This window comes from Pseudarthrobacter sp. TRD_SC_9 (assembly GCF_055361265.1).
In genome coordinates this window covers 168,869-192,713 of sequence record NZ_CM143956.1, presented here as the reverse complement: position 1 = coordinate 192,713, position 23,845 = coordinate 168,869, and the positions used below count along the sequence as shown (strand labels likewise).

The window sequence follows — 23,845 nt, the reverse complement described above, 5'->3', positions numbered from 1 at the left end:
TCTTGCCCGCGCACAATCCGTGCGGCGGGATGTTCAAAGTCAGGGTTTCTGCGCCTGACGGCGAAAAAAGTTGATGGTGGCGCTGGTGGCCTGCTGTGCGGCGGCCGGGCTTTTGTCCGGCAACAGCCACATGTGGTCCGCATCCTCAATAAGGAGAAGCTCCACGTCTGCACCGGCGCCTTCCAGTGCTTCGGCGAGGGAGACCGATTGGGTCACCGGCACGAAGCGGTCATGGGAGCCATGGACCAGGAAAAAGGGCGGGGCGTGCCCGCCCACATAGGTGAGGGGGCTGGCTGCTGCGGCTTTGTCCGGTGCATCAGCAGGCTGGGCCCCGATGAGCAGCGACTCACGCGAGCCTGGATCGTCAGCTGTTGCGACGGCGTCGGGCCGGGCTTGTGCACCCATCCTCACGAGGTCGGTAGGCGGGTACCAGGCAGCGACCGCCGCAACGGCGTCGTCTGTTGTGTCTGTGGGGTCGTAAAAGTCTTTTGACCCGCCCGTGAGGCCCGCCAGGCTGGCGAGGTGGCCGCCGGCGGAATCACCCCAGGCATAGATCCGGCCAGGGTCCACGCCGTACTCTGCCGCGTGGGACCGAAGCCACCGGATGGCAGCTTTCGCGTCCAGCACTTGAGCCGGAAAAGTTGCCTCGGTGCTGAGGCGATAGTCGGCGGAGGCGACGACAAAACCTGCGTCCACCAACTGCTCAATGGGGCTAAGGCCAGTGGCATCGACCGTTGGTCCGAGAGAAGAGCGCTCCCCCGTCCGCCATCCGCCGCCGTGGAAGTGAACTACAGCAGGAAAGCCGGTGCCGGTAGGCATCTGTAGGGGGGCATACAGGTCCAGCAGCAACGTGCTGGCACCTTCATGACGAGCAAATTCGATCCCCTTCAGGACCCGCCCTGCCGTCGTCGTCGACTCCATGTGTACCGCGCCGTTCCTGTCATGCGCGGTCCTGTGTTGTGGACCACGTCGTGATTCAACATTGCGGCATGGCAGGAAGGGGGTGCGCCGCGGGTTTCACTGAATGAAAAGGCTTCGAAAGCGCTTTGGGACCCTTACCCTTCGAAAGAGATAACGACTTTTCACTGATTGAAATTGCCCTTTGGGGGGCGTTCCGGTTCGATGACTCTTGAGGAAGCTGTCCAAAGACTTCTCACCCATGCAAAGGCGCACGTCATGAATCTTCCGAGCTCCACCGCCCAAGAAAGCTCCTCCGTTCCGGCCGGGGCACTCCTGCCAACACAAACCGTCCGCCCCTGCGTTGCCGGGTCGATGCCACCGGCGAATTCACCGCCGCGGGGGCGGTGAAAGGTTAACCATGGCGTCCAGACAGGAAGACCGCACAACCATGCCATTCCCCACTGACCGCGTGCTTTTCGGCGCTGCGTACTATCACGAATACCAGCCGACCGACAGGCTCGACGCCGACATGGATCTGATGAAGGAGGCCCATTTCACCGTCATCAGGGTGGGTGAATCCGTCTGGTCCACCTGGGAGCCGGAGAATGGCCTCTTCGATCTTGACTGGCTCCAGCCCGTCCTGGACGCGGCGCACCAGCGCGGCATCCAGGTGATCCTGGGAACTCCCACGTATGCAGCGCCTCCGTGGCTTGCCCGCACGTATCCGGAAATCAACGTCCATCGAGCCACCGGCCAGCCGATGGGCTGGGGCGTCCGCCAGGAGATCGATTTCACCCACCCCGCGTTCCTCTTCCACGCTGAACGGATCATCCGCAAGATCATCGCCCGTTACGTTGGCCACCCTGCCGTGATCGGATTCCAGGTGGACAACGAACCCGGCAACGAAATCTTCCACAACCCGGGTGTCTTTCAACGCTTCGTCGAACACCTGCGTAAGCAGTACGGAACCGTGGAAAAAATCAACAGCGAGTGGGGCCTGACCTATTGGTCCCACAAGCTTTCCGACTGGGCGGACCTGTGGACGCCGGACTCCAACGCACAGCCGCAGTATGCACTGGCTTGGCGGCGCTTCCAGGCGGGACTGACCACGTCGTTCATCCACTGGCAGGCCGATGTTGTCCGCGAGTACGCCCGCGCTGACCAGTTCGTCACCACCTGCATCTCCTATGAACGCCGCACCCTCCGGGACGACGCCCTGACAGCCGGACTCGATGTCACTGCGGGCAACCCGTACTACCGCATGCAGGACCACCTGGCCCTTCCGGCCGCCGGCCCCACCACCCAGGGCTGGACCACAGAAGGTACCTGGTCCCTGTATGCGACGGCGGACCGGATGTTCTCCTCCAAGCAGGCGCCGTTCCTGATCACCGAGACCAACGCCCAGGCCATCGGGCACGCCCACCAGAACGAGCCCGCCTATGACGGACAGTGGCGGCAGGCTGCCTGGGCGTTGATCTCCCGCGGCGCGAGCATGATCGAGTACTGGCACTGGCACACCCTGCACTTCGGCGCCGAGACGTTCTGGGGCGGGGTGCTGCCGCACAGCCTCGAGCCGGGCCGGACGTACCAGCAAATAAAGGAACTGGGTGCCGAGTTCGCCGCAGCCGGGGACCTCGTCACCGGCCTCACGCCCGACGCCGACGTCGTCCTGGTCTATTCAAGTGACACCAAGTGGTCCTTCCAGGAAGCCCCGCAGCTCTCCCTGGAAGATCGGCCAGATCCGCGCTCCTACGAAACCATCTTTGATGCCTTCTACCGCGGCGCGTTCGAAGCCGGCCTGCAGTCACGGCTGCTGCATCCTGGCCAGATGACCGCGCTGGACCCGGCAGCGTATGCCGCCGCCCAGCCGGTGCTGGTGGCCGCCGGCTTTGCCATCGCTACTGACCAGGAACTGCAGTGGCTGCGCTCCTACGCACAGGCCGGCGGGCATCTCATCCTGGGCATCCGCACCGGATACCAGGACGAAGAGGCCCGCGCCCGGCTGGAGCGTAAGCCCGCCCACCTCGCCGAGGCGGCCGGCTTGTTCTATGACGAGTTCAGCACGCTGTCCACGCCGGTGCAGGTAACGGCACCCCAAGGAGTTGCCGGAGGAAAGGAAACAGGTTTTGCCTTGAGCCCAGGCGCGGCAGGCACCCGCTGGATCGACGGTGTCCAGCTCCAGGGAGCGCAGGTGCTGGCTTCCTACAACCACGTGCACTTCGGCCGCTGGCCTGCGCTGACCACCAACGCCCACGGAAAAGGCCACATCACCTACGTGGGCACAGTTCCCAACGAGGCTATGGCCACCGACATTTTGCAGTGGGCAGCGCAGGGCAACGGCGATTGGCGGCCGCTCACGGACTCACAAACTGTCACCGGAGCCACGGCCAGGAACGGACGCCGCCTGCACTTTGTGCACAACTGGTCCTGGACACCGAGTAGTTTCAAGCTCCCCGCGGCAGTCCGCGACATCATCTCCGGAGAAGAGTTCAGCTATGGGGATGTACTCGAGTTATCCGCATGGGATGTCAAAGTTCTGGTCGAGACCAGTTGAGGGCTTGGGGTGCCGGTGCGCCGGTAATTAGGCGCCCCTCACCAGTGGTGCCAGACCGGTTACCCCACCGAGCGCAGCTCCCCCGCAAGGTAATCCAGGGCGGGCTTTCCCTCGGGCAGGCCCGCTGTGTGGTGCAGGTGTCCGTGCACCCCGCCTTCGGCGAGGAAGTAACTGACGGGTACGCCGGCTCGTTCCAAAGTAGAGGCGAAAAGCTCGGTTGATCCGCGGGCGTCGTCATATTCGCACGCGATCAGTGCGGTGGGCGGAAGGCCCGCGGGATCGGCGTAGCCGGGCATGGCATAGGACGACGCTATGCTCACCGGCCCACCCACGTAGTTCTCCGCGGTCCGGAGGCAGTCCTCCATGGTGAACCGCAGGCTCCGCGGAAGTCCGGCCATCACGTCCTCATCAAGGCCCTTAGCCGGTGCCGGCAGTTCGGCATGCAGGAACGGGTAGGCCAGCAGGAGCTTTGCCGGCAACGGCTTTCCGGCGTCGATCAGGTACAGGGCGGCACCTACCGCGAGGTTTCCACCGGCGCCGGCACCACCAAGGCACAGGAGCTCCGGGTCCAGGCCCAGGGACTCCGCGTTCTTCCGCGCCCAGAACCATCCAGTGAGAGCGTCGTCGTGTGGAATGGGAAAACTGACGCCGTCGCGGGCCAGCCGGTAATCCACGGAGAAGACCGGCGTGCCGGCGTCCGCCAGCACGCGCGCCAGGTAGTCCGACTCGAGTATGTCCAGGCTCCCGCTGACAAAACCCCCGCCGTGCAGCCAAACCAGTCCAGGGCCACCCGACTGTCTTGCCTCCCCGTAAATCCGGACCGGGACAGGACCGTGCCGGCCGGCCGCATCTACGTTGCGGATGGGAACGTCCGGTCCCGGAGAACGGACGGCATCAGGGTTCAGGACCCGCGGTCCTGCAGGAGAGGCCAGGTATTCGGCAAAACCGGCGTCCGGGGCCACTCCGGAGTCCGTTTCAGGAGCGGTGCGCTCCGTCCCGCGGTCTGTCATTGCCCCAGTTTTTCCGAAAAGAAGGAAACGGCGCTTGCGAGGATGGTATCCATCTGATCCTCGGCGCCGAAAAAGCAGTGGTCGCCACCCTTGATGGTCACCACCTCATGCTCCACTCCGGCCCCTGCCAGCGCAGCGGCAAGAAGGTCGGTTTGAGAATGGGGCACCAAGCCGTCACGATCGCCATGGACCAGCAGGAACGGCGGCGCCCCCGCTCCCACATAGCTGAGGGGGCTGGCGGCGGCCAGCAACGCGGGGTCATCCGAACCCCCAATGAGCATGCGATTGGGTTGCAGGGACATTCCCGGCGGAACGGCGGCAGTCAGGGCAGCAGAAAACAGTCCTGCAGGGGTTTCCATAGGTGGGACGTCGCTAAGGGAGGAGACACCATAGAAGTCGACGACGGCGCTGATGGCACTGGAGTGCCCCTGCGCACCCAGACCGCCATGCATGTCTTCCCGGTTTCCAGTCAGCCCCAGCATCGCGACGAGGTGCCCGCCAGCGGATTCACCCCACGCTCCGAACCGGTCCGGGTTGAGGTTCAGTACCGCGGCAAACTCCCGAAGGTAACGGACGGCGGCTTTAAGGTCATGCAATTGCGCCGGGAAGGGCGCTTCCAGGGAATGCCGGTAATCCACTGTGGCGCACGCGATGCCCGCCTCGTTGAGCAGGCGGAAAACCGAGTCCGGCGCGAACGTTGGCGGCAGCTCCCGCCGGTCCCCCAGCTGAAATGCACCTCCGTGCACCCAAAGGACCAGCGGGACGGGGCCGGAGGACTGACGGGGCAACCAGACGTCCATCTTCAGCGGCCGGAATCCGATGGCCTTGGCATACGTGATCTCCTGGTGCACAAACGATACGTCCGAGACCGGCCGGGCCTGCCCTGGTGCGTCAAAAACCGGTATGGCCGGTATAGCCAGGGCTGTCGTCGCCGTATCCTGCAACGGAAAATCAAGTACGTCGTTGTCCTCATGCACTGTCAAAGTATGCTCCTCGATAGCTCGTGTTGCAGAGCGCCCCGCCCGCGGTGGGGGCTCGGAATTGTCCAAGGCCCACGCCGGATGGTTTGGGGCTCATGCGGGAGCTTTATGAACTTGGGTGCTCCAGGTTTCCAGCTTCCGCCTCCTCACTTCCCCGCAAATACTTTGATTCCATTGGTTGAAATAGTATTGTCAGGTAGCTCACATCCCACGATTCGTCACTTACAGGCTCCAGGAAGTTCTCTATGACCGCCCCCATCGAAACAGATGCCCCTCCCGTGCGCGGCAAGCGGCCCAAGCAGGGCGAACCGGTCATCGATCGTGCCCTGAGCCTGCTCGCGGTCTTCTCAGAACGTCGTCGGGCCTTGACACTCTCAGAACTGGCCCGTCACGCCGGTATCCCCGCGCCCACAGCGCTGCGGCTGATTGGCAGGCTCGTGGCCTGGGGCGCACTTGAAAGACTCGACGACGGCCGGTACGTCGTCGGCGTGCGCTTGTGGGAAGTGGCGTCCTTGTCACCGCGGGGCCATGGGGTGCGTGAGATTGCGCTGCCTTATCTTGAAGACCTCTTTGAGGTGACCCGCCACCACGTCCTGCTCGCAGTCCGGGACAATGAGCATGCGGTGCTTATAGAGCGGTTGTCCTCGAAGGACGCCACCGAAGCGGCGTACCGGGCGGGTGGCCGAGCGCCTTTGCGTAGCACCGCCGTGGGGCTGGTGCTGCTGGCCGGCGCGGACCAGCAGTTTCAGGAAGCCACGCTGCAAAGGCCACCGGAGAACGAAATCGGCGTGGAATTCATGCCGGCGGGCCAGCTTCGCCGGACCCTTTCGGACGTCCGACGCACTGGAATCGCCATGATCCGCCGCACCTACCCCTCAAAGACCGTATCGGTAGCCTCCCCGGTCTTTGACGCGCAAGGTGCCGTTGTGGCGGCCCTGTCCGTTGTGGTCCCGGACGGTGCCACACCGCCCAACGTGCTGGCCCCGGCCGTTCGGGCTACAGCTCGCGCCGTGTCCCGAAACCTGGGCCACCATGCGCAGGTCAGCCTGGACGTACGGATTGATTCCCAGGGGTGAGTGGGCACCGAGGGTTACGTGTGCCCACGCATCCTCAGTCGCGCAAAAAAGTCGGAGACTATCAGCCTGGTGTCTATATATGTGTACATTCTCCGGTCCGGCGTGACGCTGGTTGCAGTGTAGGTGCAGGTGATGTCGTCAAGCGCCGTTACGACGAGGGGGGCGCTGTCTCCAAGGCACCATACTGGGCCGAACTTCACGAAGTCGGGCACTACAAGGCTATTGAACCGCTTCCATAACCAAGCGCCTCCAGTTCCCGCTTCCCTTAGCGAGTAGTCAAGCTCGCCCACCGATATGACGACCTTCCGGTAAGTCTCGGACGGAAACTGCCACACCGGGAGTTGTTGATTTCCAAGAACGAAACGCGCGGCGGCCGGGTCCGTGTAGTAGTTGTACTCGTCCTCGTCCTCGCCCGCAGCTGACCCCCCAACCCAGGCAAGGGTGATCGAGCCCGCTATGTCAGGCTGAAGGAGGAGTGCATCCGCTACATTCGTCAGAGGTCCGGCACACACGAGGATTAGAGGCACATCCCCGGCTGTTCCGGCGGCTTCAATAATGGCCTGCGCAGCAGCTGTCTGCCGAGGTTGCCCGCTGAAGGGAGTGTCCGGACCAGAGCGGACACTGGCGAGCTCCGGGCGTTTCAGAACAAGGAGCAGAGCCTCAGCGAGGTCTGCTCCAACCCGTGCCATGCCCTCCACAGGGCCGAACATCGGGTTGGTCAGTGAGCTGGTGATGGCCACGATTTCGTTGGCGGGTGACAAAGCATGGTGCGCCAACCCGAGTAGTCCATCGGGATCGCCCGCCCAGTCATTGTCGAGGATGACGCGACAACGCGGCGCTATCCGGATCATATTCGTTGCCAGTTCGGTGCCATTCAATTCTTCCTCTTCCGCAGGCGACGCCTGATTGCCTCGTCATTGGTCCCAGCTGGTGTGCCGCCGGTAGCCGCGTGCTTATCACGTGCTTTGCCGCCGTCGAACCTTGATTCCACAACCTGCGCTGACTGTTCAGCCCGTTACCGGGGCAGCGCTCTGGAGAACCGAGCTGAAGCGGTGCGTGCCGCCGCCCACGGTTCGGAACTCACCCGGAAGCACGACGTCGGCCTCTACCCCGTCCGGTACCGTCGCCTCTAGGTGGAAGGCGCCGTCGTCGAGCCGCCACTGCACCCGAACGGTTCCGTGCGGAGTCTTGAGGGACGTTTTGGCCCAGTCGATGTCTCCGCCGGGAACCGGTGCGATCCGTACCTTGCTGTAGCCCGGGGCTGCCGGGCTGATGCCGCCGACGGCCTCATGCAGCCATCCGGCTACGGCGCCCAGGGCGTAGTGGTTGAAGCTGGTCATCTCACCAGGGTTGATGGTGCCGTCAGGCAACATGGAGTCCCAGCGCTCCCATACCGTGGTGGCACCCATGGTCACCGGGTAGAGCCAGGAAGGGCAGCCTTCTTCGAGGAGCAGGCGGTAGGCCTCTTCGCTGTGGCCTGTGTCCGTGAGGGCTCCGGTGATGAACGGGGTACCCGCGAACCCGGTGGAGACGCGGTAGTTGTTTTTACGGACGAGTTCGGCAAGGCGGTCACCGGCGAACTCCCGCAGGGCCGGCGTCTGCAGCACATCGAAGGAAATCGCCAGGGCGTACACCGTGGTGCAGTCGCTGTGGATAGTTCCGTCTGCCGCCACGTAGTGCTCCGCGAAGGACGCCCGGACCCGGGCTGCCAGCTGTTCGAAGTACGCGGCGTCGTCAATCATTCCAAGGAGCCGGGCAGCTTGGGCGGTAAGGGATGCGGTGCGGAACATGCAGGCGGTGGCGACGACGCCGGTATCTGCCTTGGCGGCCCACGGCTGGTCCGGTGCGGCGTCGGGATCCAGCCAGTCACCAAACTGGAAACCCTGGTCCCACAGCCCGGTGGGTGAAAGCAGGGTTTCCACCCGGCGCGTGTGCGCGGTCATGGACTCGTACTGGTCTTGCAGCACGCTGATGTCCCCGTAGGCTTCCCATAGCGCCCACGGCACCCAGACGGACGCCTCGCTCCACAGCGCGGATGACTCCGGTGAAGGGAACTCGGCAGGCTGGGGGCAGTACTTCAGCGCATCCGGAACGGTGATGGGCACCAAGCCGTCGGCGGCCTTCTGCTCGACGGCAAGATCCAGCAGCCAGTCCTGCAGGAAGCCTTTGACGTCGTAGAGGAACGCAGCGGTGGGAGCGAAGACCGCGATATCACCGGTCCACCCGAGCCTCTCGTCGCGCTGCGGGCAGTCGGTGGGCAGGTCCAGGAAGTTGCCACGCAGGCCCCAGACGATGTTGCGGTGCAGTTGGTTGACCAGTTCGTTGGAGCACTCAAAGGTTCCGGTGCGCTCCAGGTCAGAGTGCACCACTACCGCCTCAAGTGATTCCGCGGTGGGCGTGCCCGGCCAGCCGGTGATCTCGGCATAGCGGAAGCCGTGGAAGGTCTTGGTGGGTTCGAAGACGTCCTGCCCGCCGGAGAGAATAAAAGTGTCTGTGGCCTTGGCCGAGCGCAGTGGTCGGGTGCCGAGCTCGCTGTCCTCCAGCACCTCGGCGTGCCGCAGGGTGATGACGGAACCGGCCTCCCCCTGCACTGTGAACCGAAGCCAGCCCACCAAGTTCTGGCCGAAGTCCACCAGCGTTTTGCCGGTGGGCGAGGTGGTGATCTCCACCGGCTTGATGACGTCGGCACGCACCACGGGCGGGCTGACGGGCTCTGCCAGACGGTCGACGTCGAACTCCAGTTTTTGCACGCCCGTCCAGGTGCCGGCATCGAAGCCCGGCTTGGCCCAGCCGGACTGGTTCCGGCGCGCATCAATGGTCTGCCCGTCGTAGAGGTCGTTGGATGTAGTGGCGGACGGGCCGGACTGCCAGGAGGTATCCGACGCTACCGATTGGACGTGTCCGTCTGCGAACTCGATGTCCAGCTGGCCAAAGAAACCGAGGTTGTTTCCGTAAAGGTTGGATTTGCCGTGCCAGGCGAGCCGGCCCCGGTACCAGCCGTTCCCCAGTTCCACGCCCAGCACAGTGGACGGGGCAACCAGGGCGGTCACGTCGTAGGTGCGGTAGCGGAGCCGCCATTCGTAGGAGCTCCAGCCCGGGCTCAGGACATCTTCACCTACCGGTACACCGTTGATGAAAGCCTCGTAGACACCAAAGGCGGTTGCCCGGAGGGTGGCTTTGGCCACGGCGCCGTGCCCCTCCGCCAGCCGGAACTCCTGACGCAGGCGCGGGGCGCCGTCGAAGTCCTGCTCAGGGGTGATCATCGCTGCGAGCCAGGGGGTCTGCGTCATGTGAAGGGGTGTCCGATCTGCTGGGCCGTCGGTGCCGGCGGCGGGGGAGGTCAAGTTATCGAAAGGGAACTGGTCAGGAGGCGTAGTGGCAGGCGACTTCAGAGGCGCCCACCAGCCGGAGGGCCGGACGTTCTGTCGCGCACAAGTCCGTTGCAAGCGGGCAACGGAGCCGGAAGGGGCACCCGCCCGGGGCGGGAGTAGCAGCGGCGCCTGTTCGAACGCCCAGGGATTCACGGGCCTCGCGGCGGGCGGCCTGCTCGGCGGGCCGCGGCACCGGGGAAGCTGCAACGAGTGCCTGGGTGAACGGGTGCCTGGGATTCTCGGTGACGGCGGCGGCAGGTCCGCTTTCCATCACCTGGCCTCGGTAAAGCACCACCACACGCTGGGCGAGGAACTGCACCACGGCGATGTCGTGGGCGATAAACAGGTAACCGAGGCCGCGTTCCTCACGGAGATCGGCCAGAAGGTTCAGTACCTGCGCCTGCGTGGAGAGGTCCAGGGCGCTGACAGCTTCATCGCAGACCACCAGCTGGGGATCGCAGATGAGCGCCCGTGCCACGGAAATCCGCTGCCTTTGCCCGCCGGAGAACTGGCTGGGGTACCGGTCTACGGCATCGCGGGGCAGCCCCACACGTTCCAGCATGTCCTCGGCGCGCTGACGGGCCTCGGCCGCGTTCACGCCGCGGAGCCGGAGGGGTTCAGCGAGCGAGGAGCCCACCGTGTTCCGGGGGTTCAGCGAGGAGTTGGGGTCCTGGAAGACAGCGCGGAGTTCCCCGCCCAAAGCCCTCCGCTGGGACGCGCCCGCGGAAGTAATGTCCTTGCCCTGGTAGGTGATGGTTCCGGCAGTAACCTTCTGCAAACCCAAGATCGCCTTGCCGATGGTTGACTTGCCAGAGCCGGACTCCCCCACCAGGCCCACGGTTTCACCGGGGGCGATGCTGAAGCTGACGCCGTCAACAGCAGCCGGGGTGCCGGCCGCCTTTCGGCCGCGTCCGTACCGGACCACCAGGTCCTTGACTTCGAGCAGCGGCTGGGCGGCGGCGGGCCGTGCCGATTCAGGGCGGATCGACGTTGCGGTGCTCATAAGTGATCCTTTTCAACAGTCCGGTGTTCCGGTCCGGCGGGAATTGTGGCCGGTCCGGGAGGAGCAGTTCCTGCGTCGACCAGCTTCAGAACGTGGTGGGCGGGTACGTCAGTGGCCACCCAGTCCAGGCCTTCGACGGCGAGTTCATCTGCTTTGACGCAGCGCACCAGGCCGTCCCCGGTTCCGGAGGGCAACAGCGGGATGGGAACCATGCAGGCCGAGCCGGCGAACTGGCAGCGGGCAGCGAAGCGGCAGGTACTGGGCCAGTCCTTTGGCTGGGGCACCTGGCCTTCGATGGTGGCCAGCCGTTCGGGCATGTCCGTCGCGTGGTTGGCGTGCGGGTCGGCAGCCAGCAGGGCCAGCGTGTAGGGGTGGCGGGGATTGTCCAGAATGCTGTCCGACCGGCCGTTCTCGACCACCTCGCCTGCATACATGACAGCTACCTGGTCGCACAGGTCGGCCACCACACCGAGATCGTGGGTGACTATCACCACTGACATGCCGGTGTCCTTCACCAGGCTGCGGAGCAGCGACAGGATCTCGGCCTGCACGGTGACGTCCAGCGCCGTGGTGGGCTCGTCCGCTACCAGCAGGCGCGGCCGGCCCGAGAGTGCCAGGGCGATCGCCACGCGTTGGGCCATACCGCCGCTGATCTGGTGCGGGTAGGTTTTGAGGATGCGGGCGGCGTCAACGATGCCCACCTTTTCCAGCAGGTTCAGGGCCTCTGCCTTCGCGTCAGCCCTGCCCATGGCCCTAAGACGCCGGATGGCCGCGGTCAGCTGGTAGCCCACAGTGAACATCGGGTCCAGGGCTCGCATGGGTTCCTGCGAGATGAGCGCGATCCCGCGGCCGCGGACGCCTTCCATGTCCTTGTCCGTCGCGGCGGTCAGGTTCTTGCCGTTCCAGAGGATCTGACCGCCGGTCACGGACACCCCGGACGGCAGCAGCCCCAACAGCGACAACGCGGTCATGGTCTTTCCGCAGCCGGATTCGCCCACCAGGCCCAGGACGGTGCCCGGTGCCACATCGAAGGAGACGTCAGTGACAAGGGGGACACCATTGTCCACCCCTACAGAGAGGTTGCGGACCATCAGCGTATCCTTCCCGGCAACATCGCTTCCGCTGCCGGAGCCTGCTGCAGCAGCACGTGCCGCGGCCGCTTTCACGGACTTCGTCCGCTGGCGCCGGGCGGCCGCCGAAGGCAGGTGGGAGGCTACGGAGTTTGGCGCCTTCCCGAGAGCGTTGCCGATGGCGTTGGCAGACAGGACCGTCAAAGCAAGCACGGCGCCCGTGGGAACCATAAGCCAGGGTGCGTTGTAGAGGTTCTGGGACGCGCTTTGGATCATGCCGCCCCAGCTCGGTTCGGGAATGGGCGGGCCGAACCCGATAAAGGCCAGACCGGCCTGGATGAGCATTCCGACGGCGAAAATCAGGGCCGCCTGGACCACGATGGTGTTGGTCAGGCCAGGCAGCACGTGGCGGAGGCTGATCCCCACGGTGCTGACGCCGTCCACCTTGGCGGCGTCGACGTACAGCTGGGACTGCAGGGACTTTGCCTGACCCAGCATCACGCGGTAGATACCGGCCGAGATGAGGATGCCCAAAATGGCCATGACCAATGGGATGTTGGTGCCCACCACGCCGATGACAGCCAGGATGATGACCGTGCCGGGCAGTGACATCAGGATTTCGGTGACCCTGCTGATGACGTTCTCCACCCGTTCGCCCGCTGCGGCGGCCAGCATGGCCAGCAACGTGCCGAGACCGATGGCGACAATCACCGTAATCATGGACGTCCCCAGGGTGCCGGCAGCGGCAGCGAAAATGCGGCTCAGGATATCCCGTCCCAGCTCGTCCGTTCCGAGCCAATGGGCGGCGGTCGGTCCGGAAAGGACAGCCGTGAAGTCCTGGTCCTGGATTTTGTAGGGCAGCCAAAGCGGTGCCGTCAGGGAGGCGACCACAATCGCGGCCAGCCAGACTACTCCGGCGATGCTACCCGGTGCAGAAAAGAGCTTGTTGGCCGAGAGGCGCTGAACGGCCCGGCGGCCGGGAGTCCTCGGAAGAACGGTGGTGGCCGGTTCCTGCGAATCGGCCTGGGTGGGGGCAAGGTTGGGAATCATGAGGTACGCAACTTCGGGTCGAGGAACTTGGTGGCCAGTTCAAGCACCAGGTTCACGGCAACCACCACCACTGTGGCAATCACCACCACCCCCTGCACCGAAGGGGCGTCGTGGGTGCTGACGGAGGTCTGGACAGCCTGGCCCAAGCCAGGCATGGCGAAGAGCTGCTCGGCGATGACGGATCCGCCGAACAAACCGATGAACTGCAGTGCGATACCTGCCACGATTGGCAGGCTGGCATAGCGCAGGGCGTGGACGTACAGGATTTTCCAGGTGGGGGTGGCCGTGGCCCGGAGGGTCCGGATGTGTTCCTGCTGCAACGCCTCAAGCATGGAAGCCCTGGTTTGTCGTGCAATGAACGCCGCGCCGCCCACGGCCAGGGTCAGCACAGGCAGCGCAAGGGACAGCGCCCAGTCCCGGGGGGAAACCTCAAACGGGACGTAGCCGGTGGCCGGGAAGAGGGAGGCTTGCACCGCAAACACGTACACGAAGATGATGCCCACCCAGAAGTTGGGAAGAGCCACACCCAGGCCGCAGACACCGCCGATGATCCGCTCGGCAGCGCCGCCGCGGACGGCCGCAGTCACGCCCATCGCGATGCCCAGGATTGCGCTGAGCAGGGTTGCACCGGCAGCAAGGGACGCCGTGACCGGAAGCCTGCTTGCCAGGTCACCGCTGACTGATCGTCCGTCGATGAGCGAGATCCCGAAGTCACCCTGGACCGCGGCACCGAGCCAGTTGAAGAACTGGACCAGGAGGGGATCATTCCAACCGAGCCGCTGGTTGACCTCCGCAATGGCATCCTGTGTAGCACCGGAGCCCAGTGATACCGCTCCCGGGCTGCCCGGCGTTGCGTGCACCAGAAGGAAAGCCAGAACAGCAACCACAAACACGGTGGCCAGCGCCATCAGCAGGCGCTTGGTGATGAATAGTGCCATGGTGACCTCCATCGGTCAGGCCCTGCCGGGCGGACGCTCCTGTTTGATGAGGAGCGTCCGCCGGCCATGGGCCGGTATCAGTTGGCGGGTTTGTAGGACGAGAGGAGCGGGTAGGCGTTGGCGCCGGCGAATTCCACGGGCGCGATCTTCTCGGGGTTGTAGCCCTGGTTGGTGAGGATTTCGTAGATGGGAATGACCCAGCCGGACTCCACCAGGCGCTTGTTGAGCTTGGTCAGCGCTGCTTTGCGGGCTGCGTCGTCTTTGGCTGCGGCAGCCTCGCCGGTGGCGGCGCTGAGTTGTTCGTCGGTGGCTTTGTGCACGTTGGTGAAGCCGTTCAGGATGGCGCCGTACATCAGGCCCACCGGGTTGTCCCAGCCCAGAGGGGGGTATCCCATGGGCGTGGTGGAAACGGAGGCAAAGAGCTCGTCCGTGGAAGAAGGAACCTTGATGTTCATGGTGATGCCTACGGCGGCGAGGTCTTTCTGGATGACCGGCATATCGGTAACGGTCGCTGCGGTCACCATAGTGAATTCGAAGCCGTTCGGGTAGCCGGCCTCGGCCAGGAGTGCCTTGGCCTTTTCGGGGTTGTAGGCGTATTCCGTTTCCAACTCCTCGGTGAAGCCAAGTGAGTCCTTGGGCAAGGCGTTCCAGGACGGGGCGTCACCCTTGTGGAGTGCTTCCACCAGGGCTTCCCGGTTGATGGCGTACTGGAAGGCCCGGCGGACCTTTTCCTCCGCGAAGGCCGGGGTGGTCGCGCCTGTCTTGTCGAACGCGATTAGGGACTGCATGGTGCCGCCCACACGGGAGACCCCCATCTTCTTGGATTCGGCAAACTCCACCGTGGATGAGGTGAGTTGGGCAACATCAGCCTGGCCGGACACCAGCGCGTTGGCCCGGGCCTGGGGGTCAAGAACCACGCTGAAGATCACCTTGTCAAAGGCATACTTCGCAGCGTCCGGGTAGTCGGCCTTCTTCACCATCACGTATTTGTTGCCCTTCACGGTGGAAGGGTCGATCGTGTAGGGGCCGGATCCGGCGGGGGTGGCTGCCAGGCTTGCCGTGTCAGTAACACCTGCCTTGCCCACAATCATGCCGGTGGGGGAGGCCAGGTTTTTTTCGAAGCCGGGCTGCGGCTTGGCGAAGGTCAGGGCCACCTGGGTGGGGCTGACGACGTCTACGGAAGTGATCTCCTGGGCGCCGCCCGGTGCGATAGCGGAGTAGGCGCTCAAGGCAGCATCGGAGCGGCGGTCAAGGTTGCCCTTCACCAGCTCAGCGTCGAGGGTGGAGCCGTCAGTGAAGGTAACGCCCTCTTTAAGGGTCAAGGTAAGGACCGTGTTGTCTGTGTTGTATTCGAAGGCAGTAGCCAGCCCGGGACCTGCAGAGCCGTCTTCCTGCAGAGTCATCAGGCTCTCGTACAGGCCCTCGAAGAACGGGCGCTGTGCTGCGGCGACGCGCAGCGGATCGTAGCCAAATGACCCGGAGTCAAACTCGACTGCATAGGTCAGGGTGCTGGTGTCAGCCTTTCCGGCAGTTGGGGCCGAGCCGCCGCCACAGGCGGTCAGCGTCCCCAACAGGAGCGCCCCGGCCAGAACGGCAGAGCTCGCACGGGCAGTGGAGTTCAGAAGTTTCATGAAGTGCGCCTTTGCATTGATGTGACAACGGAGGAAAACAGCTTGGGGGGCTGGCAGCTCGCCGGCTCCTTCCAAGCATCGACCGGGGGCGTTTCGTGCTCACATGAGAATGTCATTCAATGAAAAAGTATTGTGGCCCCGGTCACTAAGCGGGCAAGGATGGAAGCCAGGGCAGCGAAGCCCGGAGCGTCCCAGCCGGGCGCTGAACCGAAAGGATCCATATGACCGCCGCATCACCATTCCCTCAGGACTTTCTTTGGGGCGTCGCGAGCGCAGGGCACCAGGTGGAAGGAAACAACGTCAACAGCGACATCTGGTTCCTGGAGCACCTCCCGGGCACCATGTTTTCCGAGCCATCCCTCGACGCGGTGGACCACTACCACCGCTACCGTGAGGACATCGCCCTCATCGCCAGCCTCGGATTTACCACGTACCGGTTTTCGCTGGAGTGGGCACGCATCGAGCCGGAAGAGGGATTCTTCTCCCAGGCTGAGCTGAATCATTACCGCCGCGTCCTTGAGGCCTGCCACGAGCACGGCCTTACCCCTGTAGTGACGTTCCACCACTTCAGCTCCCCCCTGTGGCTCCTCGCCCGAGGTGGCTGGGAGAATCCGCGCACGGCTGAGCTCTTTGCGCGCTACTGCGACAGGGTAATGACGCATCTGGGTGACCTCATCGGCGTCGCCTGCACCTTGAACGAACCCAACCTGCCGTTTCTGCTCACGGAATTGGGGGTTCCTGGCGGCTCCAAGGAGTCCCGTGCAAAGCTCCCGATGTTCGCTTCCGCGGCACAGCGGCTGAACCTGGAGCCGCAGCAGGTGGCATCTTTCCAGTTCGCCACAACCCTGGAATCCTACGATGTCCGCTTGGGCGCGCACCGAGCCGGCCGCGATGCGATCAAGGCCTACCGGCCTGACCTTCCGGTGGGATGGACGCTGGCCAACACGGACATCCAGTTCGTCGAGGGCGGCGAGGAGCGCGCAGACAGAGTACGGCGCGACGTCAACGAACGTTTCCTCAAAGCTTCCCGGGGCGATGACTTCGTGGGTATCCAGACGTATGGCCGTACGGTTTTCACTGCAGACGGCCTGGCGCCGGCACCTGCCGGAGCGAAACTCAACCAGTCAGGTGAGGAAATTTACCCGCAGGCCCTGGAAGCAACCATCCGGGAAGCCCACCGGATTGCCGGCATTCCGGTGATCGTCACGGAAAACGGCTTGGCCACGGAGGATGACACGCAACGGGTGGAGTTCCTGCGTGCCGCGGTGGATTGCGTGGCTGCATGCCTGGCGGACGGCATCGACGTCCGCGGCTACATTGCATGGACCGCTTTCGACAACTTCGAATGGATATTTGGCTACGGACCCAAGTTCGGCCTCATCGGTGTGAACCGGGAAACCCAGGAACGGACGCCAAAGGAAAGCGCCCACTTCCTGGGCAACCTCGCCCGCGAACATGCATCCGGAAACAAAACATCGCAGGACAGCGCAGCCGAGGACGACACAGCCACTAAGGCACCCCAGCCCGCCTGACCGCCGTCGTTCTTCTTCCTGCAAAGCTCTCGAAAGGCCCTGCTCCATGCCCGGACCACTGGACGGCATCACCGTCGTCGACCTCACCCGCGCCCTGGCCGGACCCCACGCCACCATGATGATGGCTGACTTGGGGGCCCGCGTCATCAAGGTCGAAACCCCTGAGGGCGGCGATGACACCCGTGGCTGGGGGCCGCCCTTTGTGGGTGATGCTGATGACCGCCAGTCCACGTATTTCCTGTCCTGCAACCGGAACAAGGAATCCATCACCGTGGATTTGAAGAGCGACGGCGGTGCGGACACTTTGCGCCGGCTCATCCGTATGGCGGACGTGCTGGTGGAAAACTTCCGCCCGGGAACCCTGGACCGCCTCGGCTTCAGCCCCCAGACCATTGGGGAGCTCAACCCGCGGATGGTGGTCCTGTCCATCTCCGGGTTTGGCCACGACGGGCCGGAAGGCGGGCGGGCCGGGTACGACCAGATTGCCCAGGGGGAGAGCGGGCTAATGTCACTCACCGGGTCCGGCCCGGACGATCCGCAGCGGGTGGGCGTTCCCATCGGAGACCTGCTGGCCGGGATCTACGGGGCCTACGGGGTGCTGGCCGCGCTGCTCGAGCGGGAAAGCACGGGGCGTGGGCAGGTGGTGCGGACCTCACTGCTCGCGTCCCTCGTTGGCGTCCACGCGTTTCAGGGAACCCGCTGGACAGTGGCAGGCGAAACCGGGCTGGCCCAGGGAAACCATCACCCTTCCATCGCCCCGTACGGCCTGTTCCGGTGTGCGGACGGAGCGGTGCAGATTGCCGTTGGGTCCGAGGGCCTGTGGTTCCGTTTCGCGGCCTTTGCAGGTCTGGATCCTGCGGATCCGGCATTTGCCTCCAACGCAGGGAGAGTGGCCAATCACGCTGAGCTGGTTGCCGGGATTGAGAGTTATTTCTCCGCGCACAAGGCTGAGGACCTGCTCGCGGCCTTGAAAGCTGCGGGGATACCCGCGGGGAAAGTCCGGACGGTGAAGGAAGTCTATGAATGGGAGCAAACCAGGTCACAGGGACTGGTGGTGGAGGTGGATCATCCAACGCTGGGCCCGATTGAGCTTCCGGGTCCGCCCCTGCGGTTCTTCGAGCACGGCGGAGTTGAAACCACCCGTCATGAGCACGCCGCTCCGCCCCTGCTGGGGCAGCACAGCCTTTTGGTTGCCCGGTGGCTGGACCAGACGGTACCTGCATGACCGCCCTCCTCCCGCCCGCACGGATCGCCTCGCAGGAGCTACTTGCCCTGACCCTGGACAACGGAAGCTTTCTGTCCTGGGATCGGCCCCTCCCCCGGCTGGCCATCGAAGAGGGCTACGCGGAAGAGCTGGCCGCCGCCCGGAGAAAGTCCGGCCACGACGAATCGATTATCACTGGTGAGGGGACAATTGCGGGCAGCAGGGTGGCGGTTGTCCTAAGCGAGTTCGCTTTCCTCGGTGGTTCCATTGGCATCAGTGCCGCAACGCGGATCACCGAGGCCATCCAACGGGCCACTTACGAAGGCCTGCCGCTACTGGCCTCTCCGGTCTCCGGCGGGACCAGAATGCAGGAAGGCACACCGGCGTTTGTCCAAATGGCCCGGATCACCGCCGCCGTCAACGCCCACAAACAAGCCCGCCTGCCGTACCTGGTCTACCTTCGGCACCCCACCACGGGCGGGGTATTTGCGTCATGGGGGTCACTGGGCCACATCACCGCAGCCCAGCCCTTGGCCACGATCGGTTTCCTCGGGCCGAAGGTCTACAAAGCGCTTCGCGGCACATGTTTTCCTGTCGGCGTCCAGCAGTCCGAGAACCTTCACGCGCACGGGATCGTGGACGCCGTGATCGAGCCCCGGCACCTGCGCCCGTTCATCATTCGCACCCTCAACGTGGTTCACGCCCGTCCTTCGGCAAGCGGGTACGACGTGCCCGCGTGGGTTGACCGGGGCACCGGTGAAATCGACGCGTGGTCCTCAGTAACCCTGTCGAGGCTTCCGCAGCGACCCGGCCTGCGGAGTTTCCTAAGCCAAACCGCAGCTGATGTCGTCCCGTTGGGAGGAAGTGCCAGGAATTCGCGAGGTACTGTTTCGCTGGCACTGGCGAGGCTGGGCAACCAGGGAGTTGTCGTCGTCGGGCTTGACCGAAAAGCGGCCGACGACGGCGCTCCTCTTGGTGCCACGGCGTTGCGGGAGGCGCGGCGCGGGATGGACCTTGCCGAGGGCCTGGGACTGCCTGTGCTCACCGTCATCGACACTCCGGGCGCGGACCTTTCAAGGGAGGCCGAGGAGGCCGGCCTGGGCCGTGAGATCGCTTTGACGCTTGCCCGCCTGCTGGAGCTGCGCGTCCCCACCATCACGCTGCTCCTGGGCCAGGGCGCCGGGGGCGGCGCGTTGGCACTCTTTCCGTCGGACAGAATTATCGCCCTTGGCAGCAGCTGGCTGGCGCCGCTCCTCCCCGAGGGAGCCAGCGCCATCATGTACGGGGACACCAGCCATGCCGCGTTGATGGCGCGGCGGCAACGCGTGGGCGCCGCCGCCATGTTGCAGGACGGCCTGGTCGATGAAGTGGTGGCAGAATCCGCCGGCCCACCTGCCCACACGCCTGATTTTTGCCTGCATGCGGCTTCCGCGGTAGCGCGGCATCTAGTCGAGCTTGCGACCGTGGACCCGGATGTTCTCGTGAGGAAGCGCTCACGGCGCTACTCCACAGGAGCAGCCTTCTCCCCTGCACGCATCGATGCACGCGCGCTGTAGAACCAGGAAAGTTCGACGGCGGCACCCAACCGTCCCGCCGTCCACCGGATAGCCTAAGTCCCATGCCTACCTCAGTTTCCCTCATCCGGTCCGGGGACCTCGCCGGTTCGGTGCAGTACGCGTACGCCGCCACGGCACCCAAAGACGCGCGCCTGATCTTCCTGGCCGGAGCCTGCCCTCTGGAGCAGGATGGCTCGGTCGCTGGTTTGGGCAATTTTGCTGCGCAGGCCGCCAAGGCGATGGAAAACCTCAGGGTTGCGCTGGCGGCCGCCGGAGCCGGTCTCGAGGACGTGGTGAACACGCGCGTGCTGGTGGCATCAACGTCCCGGCCGGACCTGGTGACGGCATGGAACGTTGTCCGCGCGGCCTTCGGGAACCACGACGCCCCCAGCACACTGCTCGGGGTTACCGTCCTTGGCTACCCTGGCCAGTTGGTCGAGATCGAGGCGGTTGCCGCCGTCGTCGACTGACGACTACCGGAGCGCGGCTGCCCCGGCCGGCACCTCCGCTGCGGGAGAAACGCCGCCCGGAGCCGCCGTCGGACCTTCAGTGGTGTCCTCCCCCGCGAAGGCCCGGAGCATCGCGTCGCGGTTGAACTGGCCTTCCCATTTGGCGACGACGAACGTGGCCACACAGTTGCCCAGGAGGTTCACCACCACGCGCATCGAATCCATCAGCCGGTCAGCTCCCAGAAGGAGCGCGACGCCGGCCACCGGGAAGATCCCGAGCGCCCCTGCCGTTGCGGACAGTGCGAGGAAGGCCGAGCCGGGTACGCCGGCCATGCCCTTGGACGTCAGCATCAGGATTCCCAGGGCGGCCAGCTGCTGGCCAAGATCCAGGTTGTAACCAAAAGCTTGCGCCAGGAAGAGCAGCGATATCGAGAGGTACAGCGCGGCGCCGTCCAGATTGAACGAATAACCCGTGGGGATGACCAGCCCCGTGGTCGCCCGGGAGCAGCCTGCATTGGTCAGTTTGGTCATGATGCGGGGCAGTACGGACTCCGTGGAAGCGGTCCCCAGTGCCAACAGAAACTCCTCCCGGGTGTACTTCATGAACTGCCACAGCGGCACCCGCGGGTACACCCAGGCCACAACAAACAGGAGGCCGATGAACACAAGCGCGGCGCCGTAGCAGGCACCGATCAACAGGGCATAGGTACTGAGCGTGCCGAGCCCATACTGGCCGATGATGAACGCCATTGCTCCGAAAGCGCCAACCGGGGCAATACGCATCACCCAGGACATGATTTTGAAGAACAGTTCCAGGACGGTATCCATAAGGTTCAGCACCGGGCGGCAGCGTTCACGGCCGACGACTACGATCGCCGCACCGAAGAACACCGCGAAGCACAGAACCTGCAGGAGGCTGTTGCTGGCAAAGGCACCGATGACGCTGGTGGGGATGACACCAAGCAGGAACTGCCCGACGTTTTCAGGCGGCGCGGTGGTTGTCTTGGCCGCCAGCGCATCCTGGGACAATGAAGCCGGGTCGATATTGAGGCTCGCACCGGGCTGGACCACGTTCCCCACAATCAGTCCGAAAACCAAGGCAAACAGTGTGGCGCCGGTGAAATAAATGAGAGCCTTCACTCCGACACGACCCACGGCTTTAACGTCACTGATGGCGGCGATACCTGTGACAATCACGAGGAAAATCAGCGGCGCGATAATCATCTTAATGAGGGCTATGAAGCCGTCCCCGAGGGGCTTTAGGGCGGAACCAATGGTTGGCCAGAAGTGCCCGATCAGCACACCCGCCACGACGGCTATCAGGAGCTGGAAGAAGAGTGAGGAATACAGCGGCTTCCTCTTAGGAGAAGTTGCGAGGACGGGCGTGGCGGAATTCATGGGCGTGCCTATCGGTTCCTGGATGACGGTGCGGCCGGTCCGCATGTCCGTTCACCAAGGTAGGGCTCCGTTGTTTCCGGAAGGATTCGTCCAGGATGCGGAATTGTTTAAGGAGTAGTGGGCTTTGTCGCGGCCAGGTCCTTGGCAACCTTCCACTCGTCGGCAAGCACGGCGAAGATGACTTCGGTGGCCCGCTCACCCTTGTAGTGCCACTTGTCGATCTGCCGCGCTTCCTCGCGCATGCCCAGTCTGGTGCAGATGGCCGCGGACGCCGTGTTCCGGGCATCCAGGGTGGCGCTGATCCGGTGGAAGTCCAGCTCTTCAAAGCCCAGCCGCAGCACGGCGTCGGCAGCCTCCGTGGCGTAGCCCTTGCCGCGGGCTTCCGGGGACAAACTCCAGCCCACCTCGCCCTGCCCGCTGCCGGGAAGCCACTTGAGCACTACCTCGCCGAGGATTCCCGGGGAGCTGGCCGACTCGATGGCCAGCACCACCCAGTCGCCCGGCTTTTCGAAGCTGAAATTGGCGTAGCCGCCCACCCGCTCCATGCACTCCGTGTAACTCTTGGCTTCCCCGGGCAGGAACCGGGCGGTCTCGCGGAGGGAGTGGTAAGCGAAGTAGGCGTCAAGATCTGCCGCGTCGAAGCGGCGGAGGACCAGGCGCTCGGTGCGCAGCGGCAGGGAAATTTCTGGCATGGCCAGAGCTTATCCGCATTGGGCAGGCAGGGTTCACGCGACGCCCAGGAAGTCCTCCAGGAGCACCACATCCAGTCCGGCCGCCAATTGCGCCGCCCTGAAGGCTGCCAGGTCTGCGGCAAACTCGTGCCGGAAGTGCATCAGCACAATGTCACCGGGTCTGAGCGAGTTGCCCACCTGGTAGATCAGGTGACCGGAATTCACTTCGACTTCCCAGTGAATAATCGCGTCCATCCCTGCCGCCGCAACCGCTTCGCGCATGACGCCTGAATAGGAGCCTCCCGGGGGTCGGAACAGCCTCGGCCTGCGCCCGTACTCTTGGACACAGTAATCCTGCATGCCGGTCAGGTCGTTGAGCTGTTGCTGGTAGCCCCATTCATGCACCATAAAGACGTTATGGGAGACCGTGTGATTCTCCACCAGGCTTCCCTGTGCCTCGAACGCCTTGAAATATGCAGGGTCGTCCGCAATGGAATTGCGGGTCAGGAAAAGGGACGCCGGGTAGTCATATTCGGCCATAAGGCTGACCGTCTCGGGCGTCTTGACGTTGCCATCGTCGATGGTCAGAAAAACCACCGGATGTGCTGTCTCGATTTTGCTGATCACCGGCGCAAGACCATCAACGATCGGCGGCAAATGATAATCCGGGACAAAAGTCATCCGGGGCGGACGGGCTCTGGCTGACACACCGGGCTTTCGGGACGGGGTCAGAGGCGGGTCTGCGTTGGCGCTTCTCGGAGCCGCGCAGCCCGGCAGGACGCCCAGAGCGAATAGCCCGAGTACGCCCAGAATCGCTCGCCTGCTCGGATTGGATTTGTATCCTGCGCCGTGGTCTTCACACATGGCCGTCCTCATCTTCGAGGGATGACTTGGCAGCAGGCTAACAGGCAAGGAACCGGCACCTGCCGAAGCTGCCCGGCGTGGTGCATTTTCCGCCTGTTGATGCGCCGGGAAAGGTGGGGCTATTGTCAACTGGAACAGCGATGGCGGCCGAGGCCGGAAGGAGCCTGCGAATGGATTTCCGGCATGTGATTGAGGTCCTTGGCGAGTATATGGACTTCGCGGGGGTGGCGGTCATGGTCGTCGGTGCCGTCATTTCCGTTCCAATGGCTCTGGGGCGCCAGAAGGCGTCCGAGCGTCAGGGCGGGCAGGGGCGAATGTCGGTTTACCGGCAGTATCGGCAGTTGCTGGGCCGGTCGATACTTTTGGGCCTTGAGCTGCTCGTTGCGGCGGACATTATCCGCACCGTGGCCGTAACACCTACCTTCGACAGCGTTGGGGTGTTGGCCATCATCGTGTTGATCCGAACCTTTCTGAGCTTCTCCCTGGAACTGGAGATCACCGGACGGTGGCCCTGGCAGAAAGAGAAAACCGGCCAGGGAGGTCAGGGGCTCGAAGACACAGACCAGACACAACCCGCAGCCTGACTGC

At 64.2% G+C, this 23,845-nt stretch carries 19 protein-coding genes; 7 read left to right on the top strand and 12 right to left on the bottom strand.

The features are described 5' to 3' along the window. Positions 1 to 39: 39 nt before the first annotated feature. Entirely contained in the window at positions 40 to 921 is an 882-nt protein-coding gene (locus ACWA13_RS00880; RefSeq protein ID WP_463936115.1) for an alpha/beta hydrolase fold domain-containing protein, read from the bottom strand. A gap of 397 nt (positions 922 to 1,318) precedes the next feature. Here ACWA13_RS00880 and ACWA13_RS00875 point away from each other — a divergent pair, with 397 nt between their 5' ends. Beyond that, entirely contained in the window at positions 1,319 to 3,454 is a 2,136-nt protein-coding gene (locus ACWA13_RS00875) for a beta-galactosidase (protein ID WP_463936113.1), read from the top strand. A gap of 59 nt (positions 3,455 to 3,513) precedes the next feature. Here ACWA13_RS00875 and ACWA13_RS00870 read toward each other — a convergent pair whose 3' ends face one another. Together ACWA13_RS00870 and ACWA13_RS00865 are read right to left on the bottom strand one after the other, a co-directional pair. Continuing rightward, positions 3,514 to 4,464 (bottom strand): alpha/beta hydrolase, encoded by a 951-nt coding sequence (locus tag ACWA13_RS00870; RefSeq protein WP_463936112.1) that lies wholly within the window; start codon positions 4,462 to 4,464, stop codon positions 3,514 to 3,516. After that, positions 4,461 to 5,408 (bottom strand): alpha/beta hydrolase fold domain-containing protein, encoded by a 948-nt coding sequence (locus ACWA13_RS00865; RefSeq protein WP_463937982.1) that lies wholly within the window; start codon positions 5,406 to 5,408, stop codon positions 4,461 to 4,463. The genes ACWA13_RS00870 and ACWA13_RS00865 overlap by 4 nt, the downstream gene beginning before the upstream one ends. A gap of 281 nt (positions 5,409 to 5,689) precedes the next feature. Between ACWA13_RS00865 and ACWA13_RS00860 the strand changes: the two genes are divergently transcribed. Next, on the top strand, positions 5,690 to 6,520 hold the full coding sequence (locus ACWA13_RS00860) for an IclR family transcriptional regulator (RefSeq protein ID WP_463936110.1): 831 nt from the start codon (positions 5,690 to 5,692) through the stop codon (positions 6,518 to 6,520). Positions 6,521 to 6,534: 14 nt separating this feature from the next. On the opposite strand, the gene ACWA13_RS00855 is transcribed toward ACWA13_RS00860, so the two are convergent. From ACWA13_RS00855 to ACWA13_RS00830, 6 genes are all read right to left on the bottom strand, one after another. Then, positions 6,535 to 7,398: a nucleoside hydrolase gene (locus ACWA13_RS00855; protein ID WP_463936109.1), complete on the bottom strand. Its 864-nt coding sequence runs from the start codon at positions 7,396 to 7,398 to the stop codon at positions 6,535 to 6,537. Between the two features lie 129 nt (positions 7,399 to 7,527). Continuing rightward, the gene (locus ACWA13_RS00850) at positions 7,528 to 9,810 is read right to left on the bottom strand and encodes a family 78 glycoside hydrolase catalytic domain (RefSeq protein WP_463936108.1); all 2,283 of its coding nucleotides are present in this window, start codon (positions 9,808 to 9,810) and stop codon (positions 7,528 to 7,530) included. Positions 9,811 to 9,883: 73 nt separating this feature from the next. Continuing rightward, positions 9,884 to 10,894: an ABC transporter ATP-binding protein gene (locus ACWA13_RS00845; RefSeq protein ID WP_463936107.1), complete on the bottom strand. Its 1,011-nt coding sequence runs from the start codon at positions 10,892 to 10,894 to the stop codon at positions 9,884 to 9,886. Continuing rightward, positions 10,891 to 13,014, bottom strand: a complete 2,124-nt coding sequence (locus tag ACWA13_RS00840; RefSeq protein WP_463936106.1) for a dipeptide/oligopeptide/nickel ABC transporter permease/ATP-binding protein — start codon at positions 13,012 to 13,014, stop codon at positions 10,891 to 10,893. Before ACWA13_RS00840 ends, ACWA13_RS00845 begins: the two co-directional genes overlap by 4 nt. Continuing rightward, positions 13,011 to 13,964, bottom strand: coding sequence for an ABC transporter permease (locus ACWA13_RS00835; RefSeq protein ID WP_463936104.1), 954 nt, complete (start codon positions 13,962 to 13,964; stop codon positions 13,011 to 13,013). Before ACWA13_RS00835 ends, ACWA13_RS00840 begins: the two co-directional genes overlap by 4 nt. Before the next feature lie 65 nt (positions 13,965 to 14,029). Then, complete coding sequence (locus ACWA13_RS00830) at positions 14,030 to 15,583, bottom strand: ABC transporter substrate-binding protein (protein ID WP_463936103.1); 1,554 nt, start codon at positions 15,581 to 15,583, stop codon at positions 14,030 to 14,032. 221 nt (positions 15,584 to 15,804) lie between these two features. Between ACWA13_RS00830 and ACWA13_RS00825 the strand changes: the two genes are divergently transcribed. The 4 genes from ACWA13_RS00825 (at position 15,805) to ACWA13_RS00810 (ending at position 20,345) form a co-directional block, all read left to right on the top strand. Further along, a complete protein-coding gene (locus ACWA13_RS00825) occupies positions 15,805 to 17,115 on the top strand; it encodes a glycoside hydrolase family 1 protein (RefSeq protein ID WP_463936102.1) in 1,311 nt (436 codons plus the stop codon). Between the two features lie 46 nt (positions 17,116 to 17,161). Then, positions 17,162 to 18,340 carry a CaiB/BaiF CoA transferase family protein gene (locus tag ACWA13_RS00820; protein ID WP_463936101.1) on the top strand — a complete coding sequence of 393 codons (1,179 nt, stop codon included), beginning with the start codon at positions 17,162 to 17,164 and terminating at the stop codon, positions 18,338 to 18,340. Beyond that, entirely contained in the window at positions 18,337 to 19,875 is a 1,539-nt protein-coding gene (locus ACWA13_RS00815) for a carboxyl transferase domain-containing protein (RefSeq protein ID WP_463936099.1), read from the top strand. Before ACWA13_RS00820 ends, ACWA13_RS00815 begins: the two co-directional genes overlap by 4 nt. Before the next feature lie 62 nt (positions 19,876 to 19,937). Further along, positions 19,938 to 20,345: a RidA family protein gene (locus ACWA13_RS00810; RefSeq protein ID WP_463936098.1), complete on the top strand. Its 408-nt coding sequence runs from the start codon at positions 19,938 to 19,940 to the stop codon at positions 20,343 to 20,345. 3 nt (positions 20,346 to 20,348) lie between these two features. Here ACWA13_RS00810 and ACWA13_RS00805 read toward each other — a convergent pair whose 3' ends face one another. The 3 genes from ACWA13_RS00805 to ACWA13_RS00795 all read right to left on the bottom strand — a co-directional run bounded on the left by ACWA13_RS00805 (position 20,349) and on the right by ACWA13_RS00795 (position 23,074). Beyond that, complete coding sequence (locus tag ACWA13_RS00805; RefSeq protein ID WP_463936096.1) at positions 20,349 to 21,722, bottom strand: cation:dicarboxylate symporter family transporter; 1,374 nt, start codon at positions 21,720 to 21,722, stop codon at positions 20,349 to 20,351. Between the two features lie 107 nt (positions 21,723 to 21,829). Beyond that, complete coding sequence (locus ACWA13_RS00800) at positions 21,830 to 22,414, bottom strand: GNAT family N-acetyltransferase (protein ID WP_463936094.1); 585 nt, start codon at positions 22,412 to 22,414, stop codon at positions 21,830 to 21,832. 33 nt (positions 22,415 to 22,447) lie between these two features. Next, the gene (locus tag ACWA13_RS00795) at positions 22,448 to 23,074 is read right to left on the bottom strand and encodes a polysaccharide deacetylase family protein (protein WP_463936093.1); all 627 of its coding nucleotides are present in this window, start codon (positions 23,072 to 23,074) and stop codon (positions 22,448 to 22,450) included. A 353-nt stretch (positions 23,075 to 23,427) separates the two neighbouring features. Here ACWA13_RS00795 and ACWA13_RS00790 point away from each other — a divergent pair, with 353 nt between their 5' ends. Continuing rightward, on the top strand, positions 23,428 to 23,841 hold the full coding sequence (locus ACWA13_RS00790) for a DUF1622 domain-containing protein (RefSeq protein ID WP_463936092.1): 414 nt from the start codon (positions 23,428 to 23,430) through the stop codon (positions 23,839 to 23,841). Positions 23,842 to 23,845 lie beyond the last annotated feature (4 nt).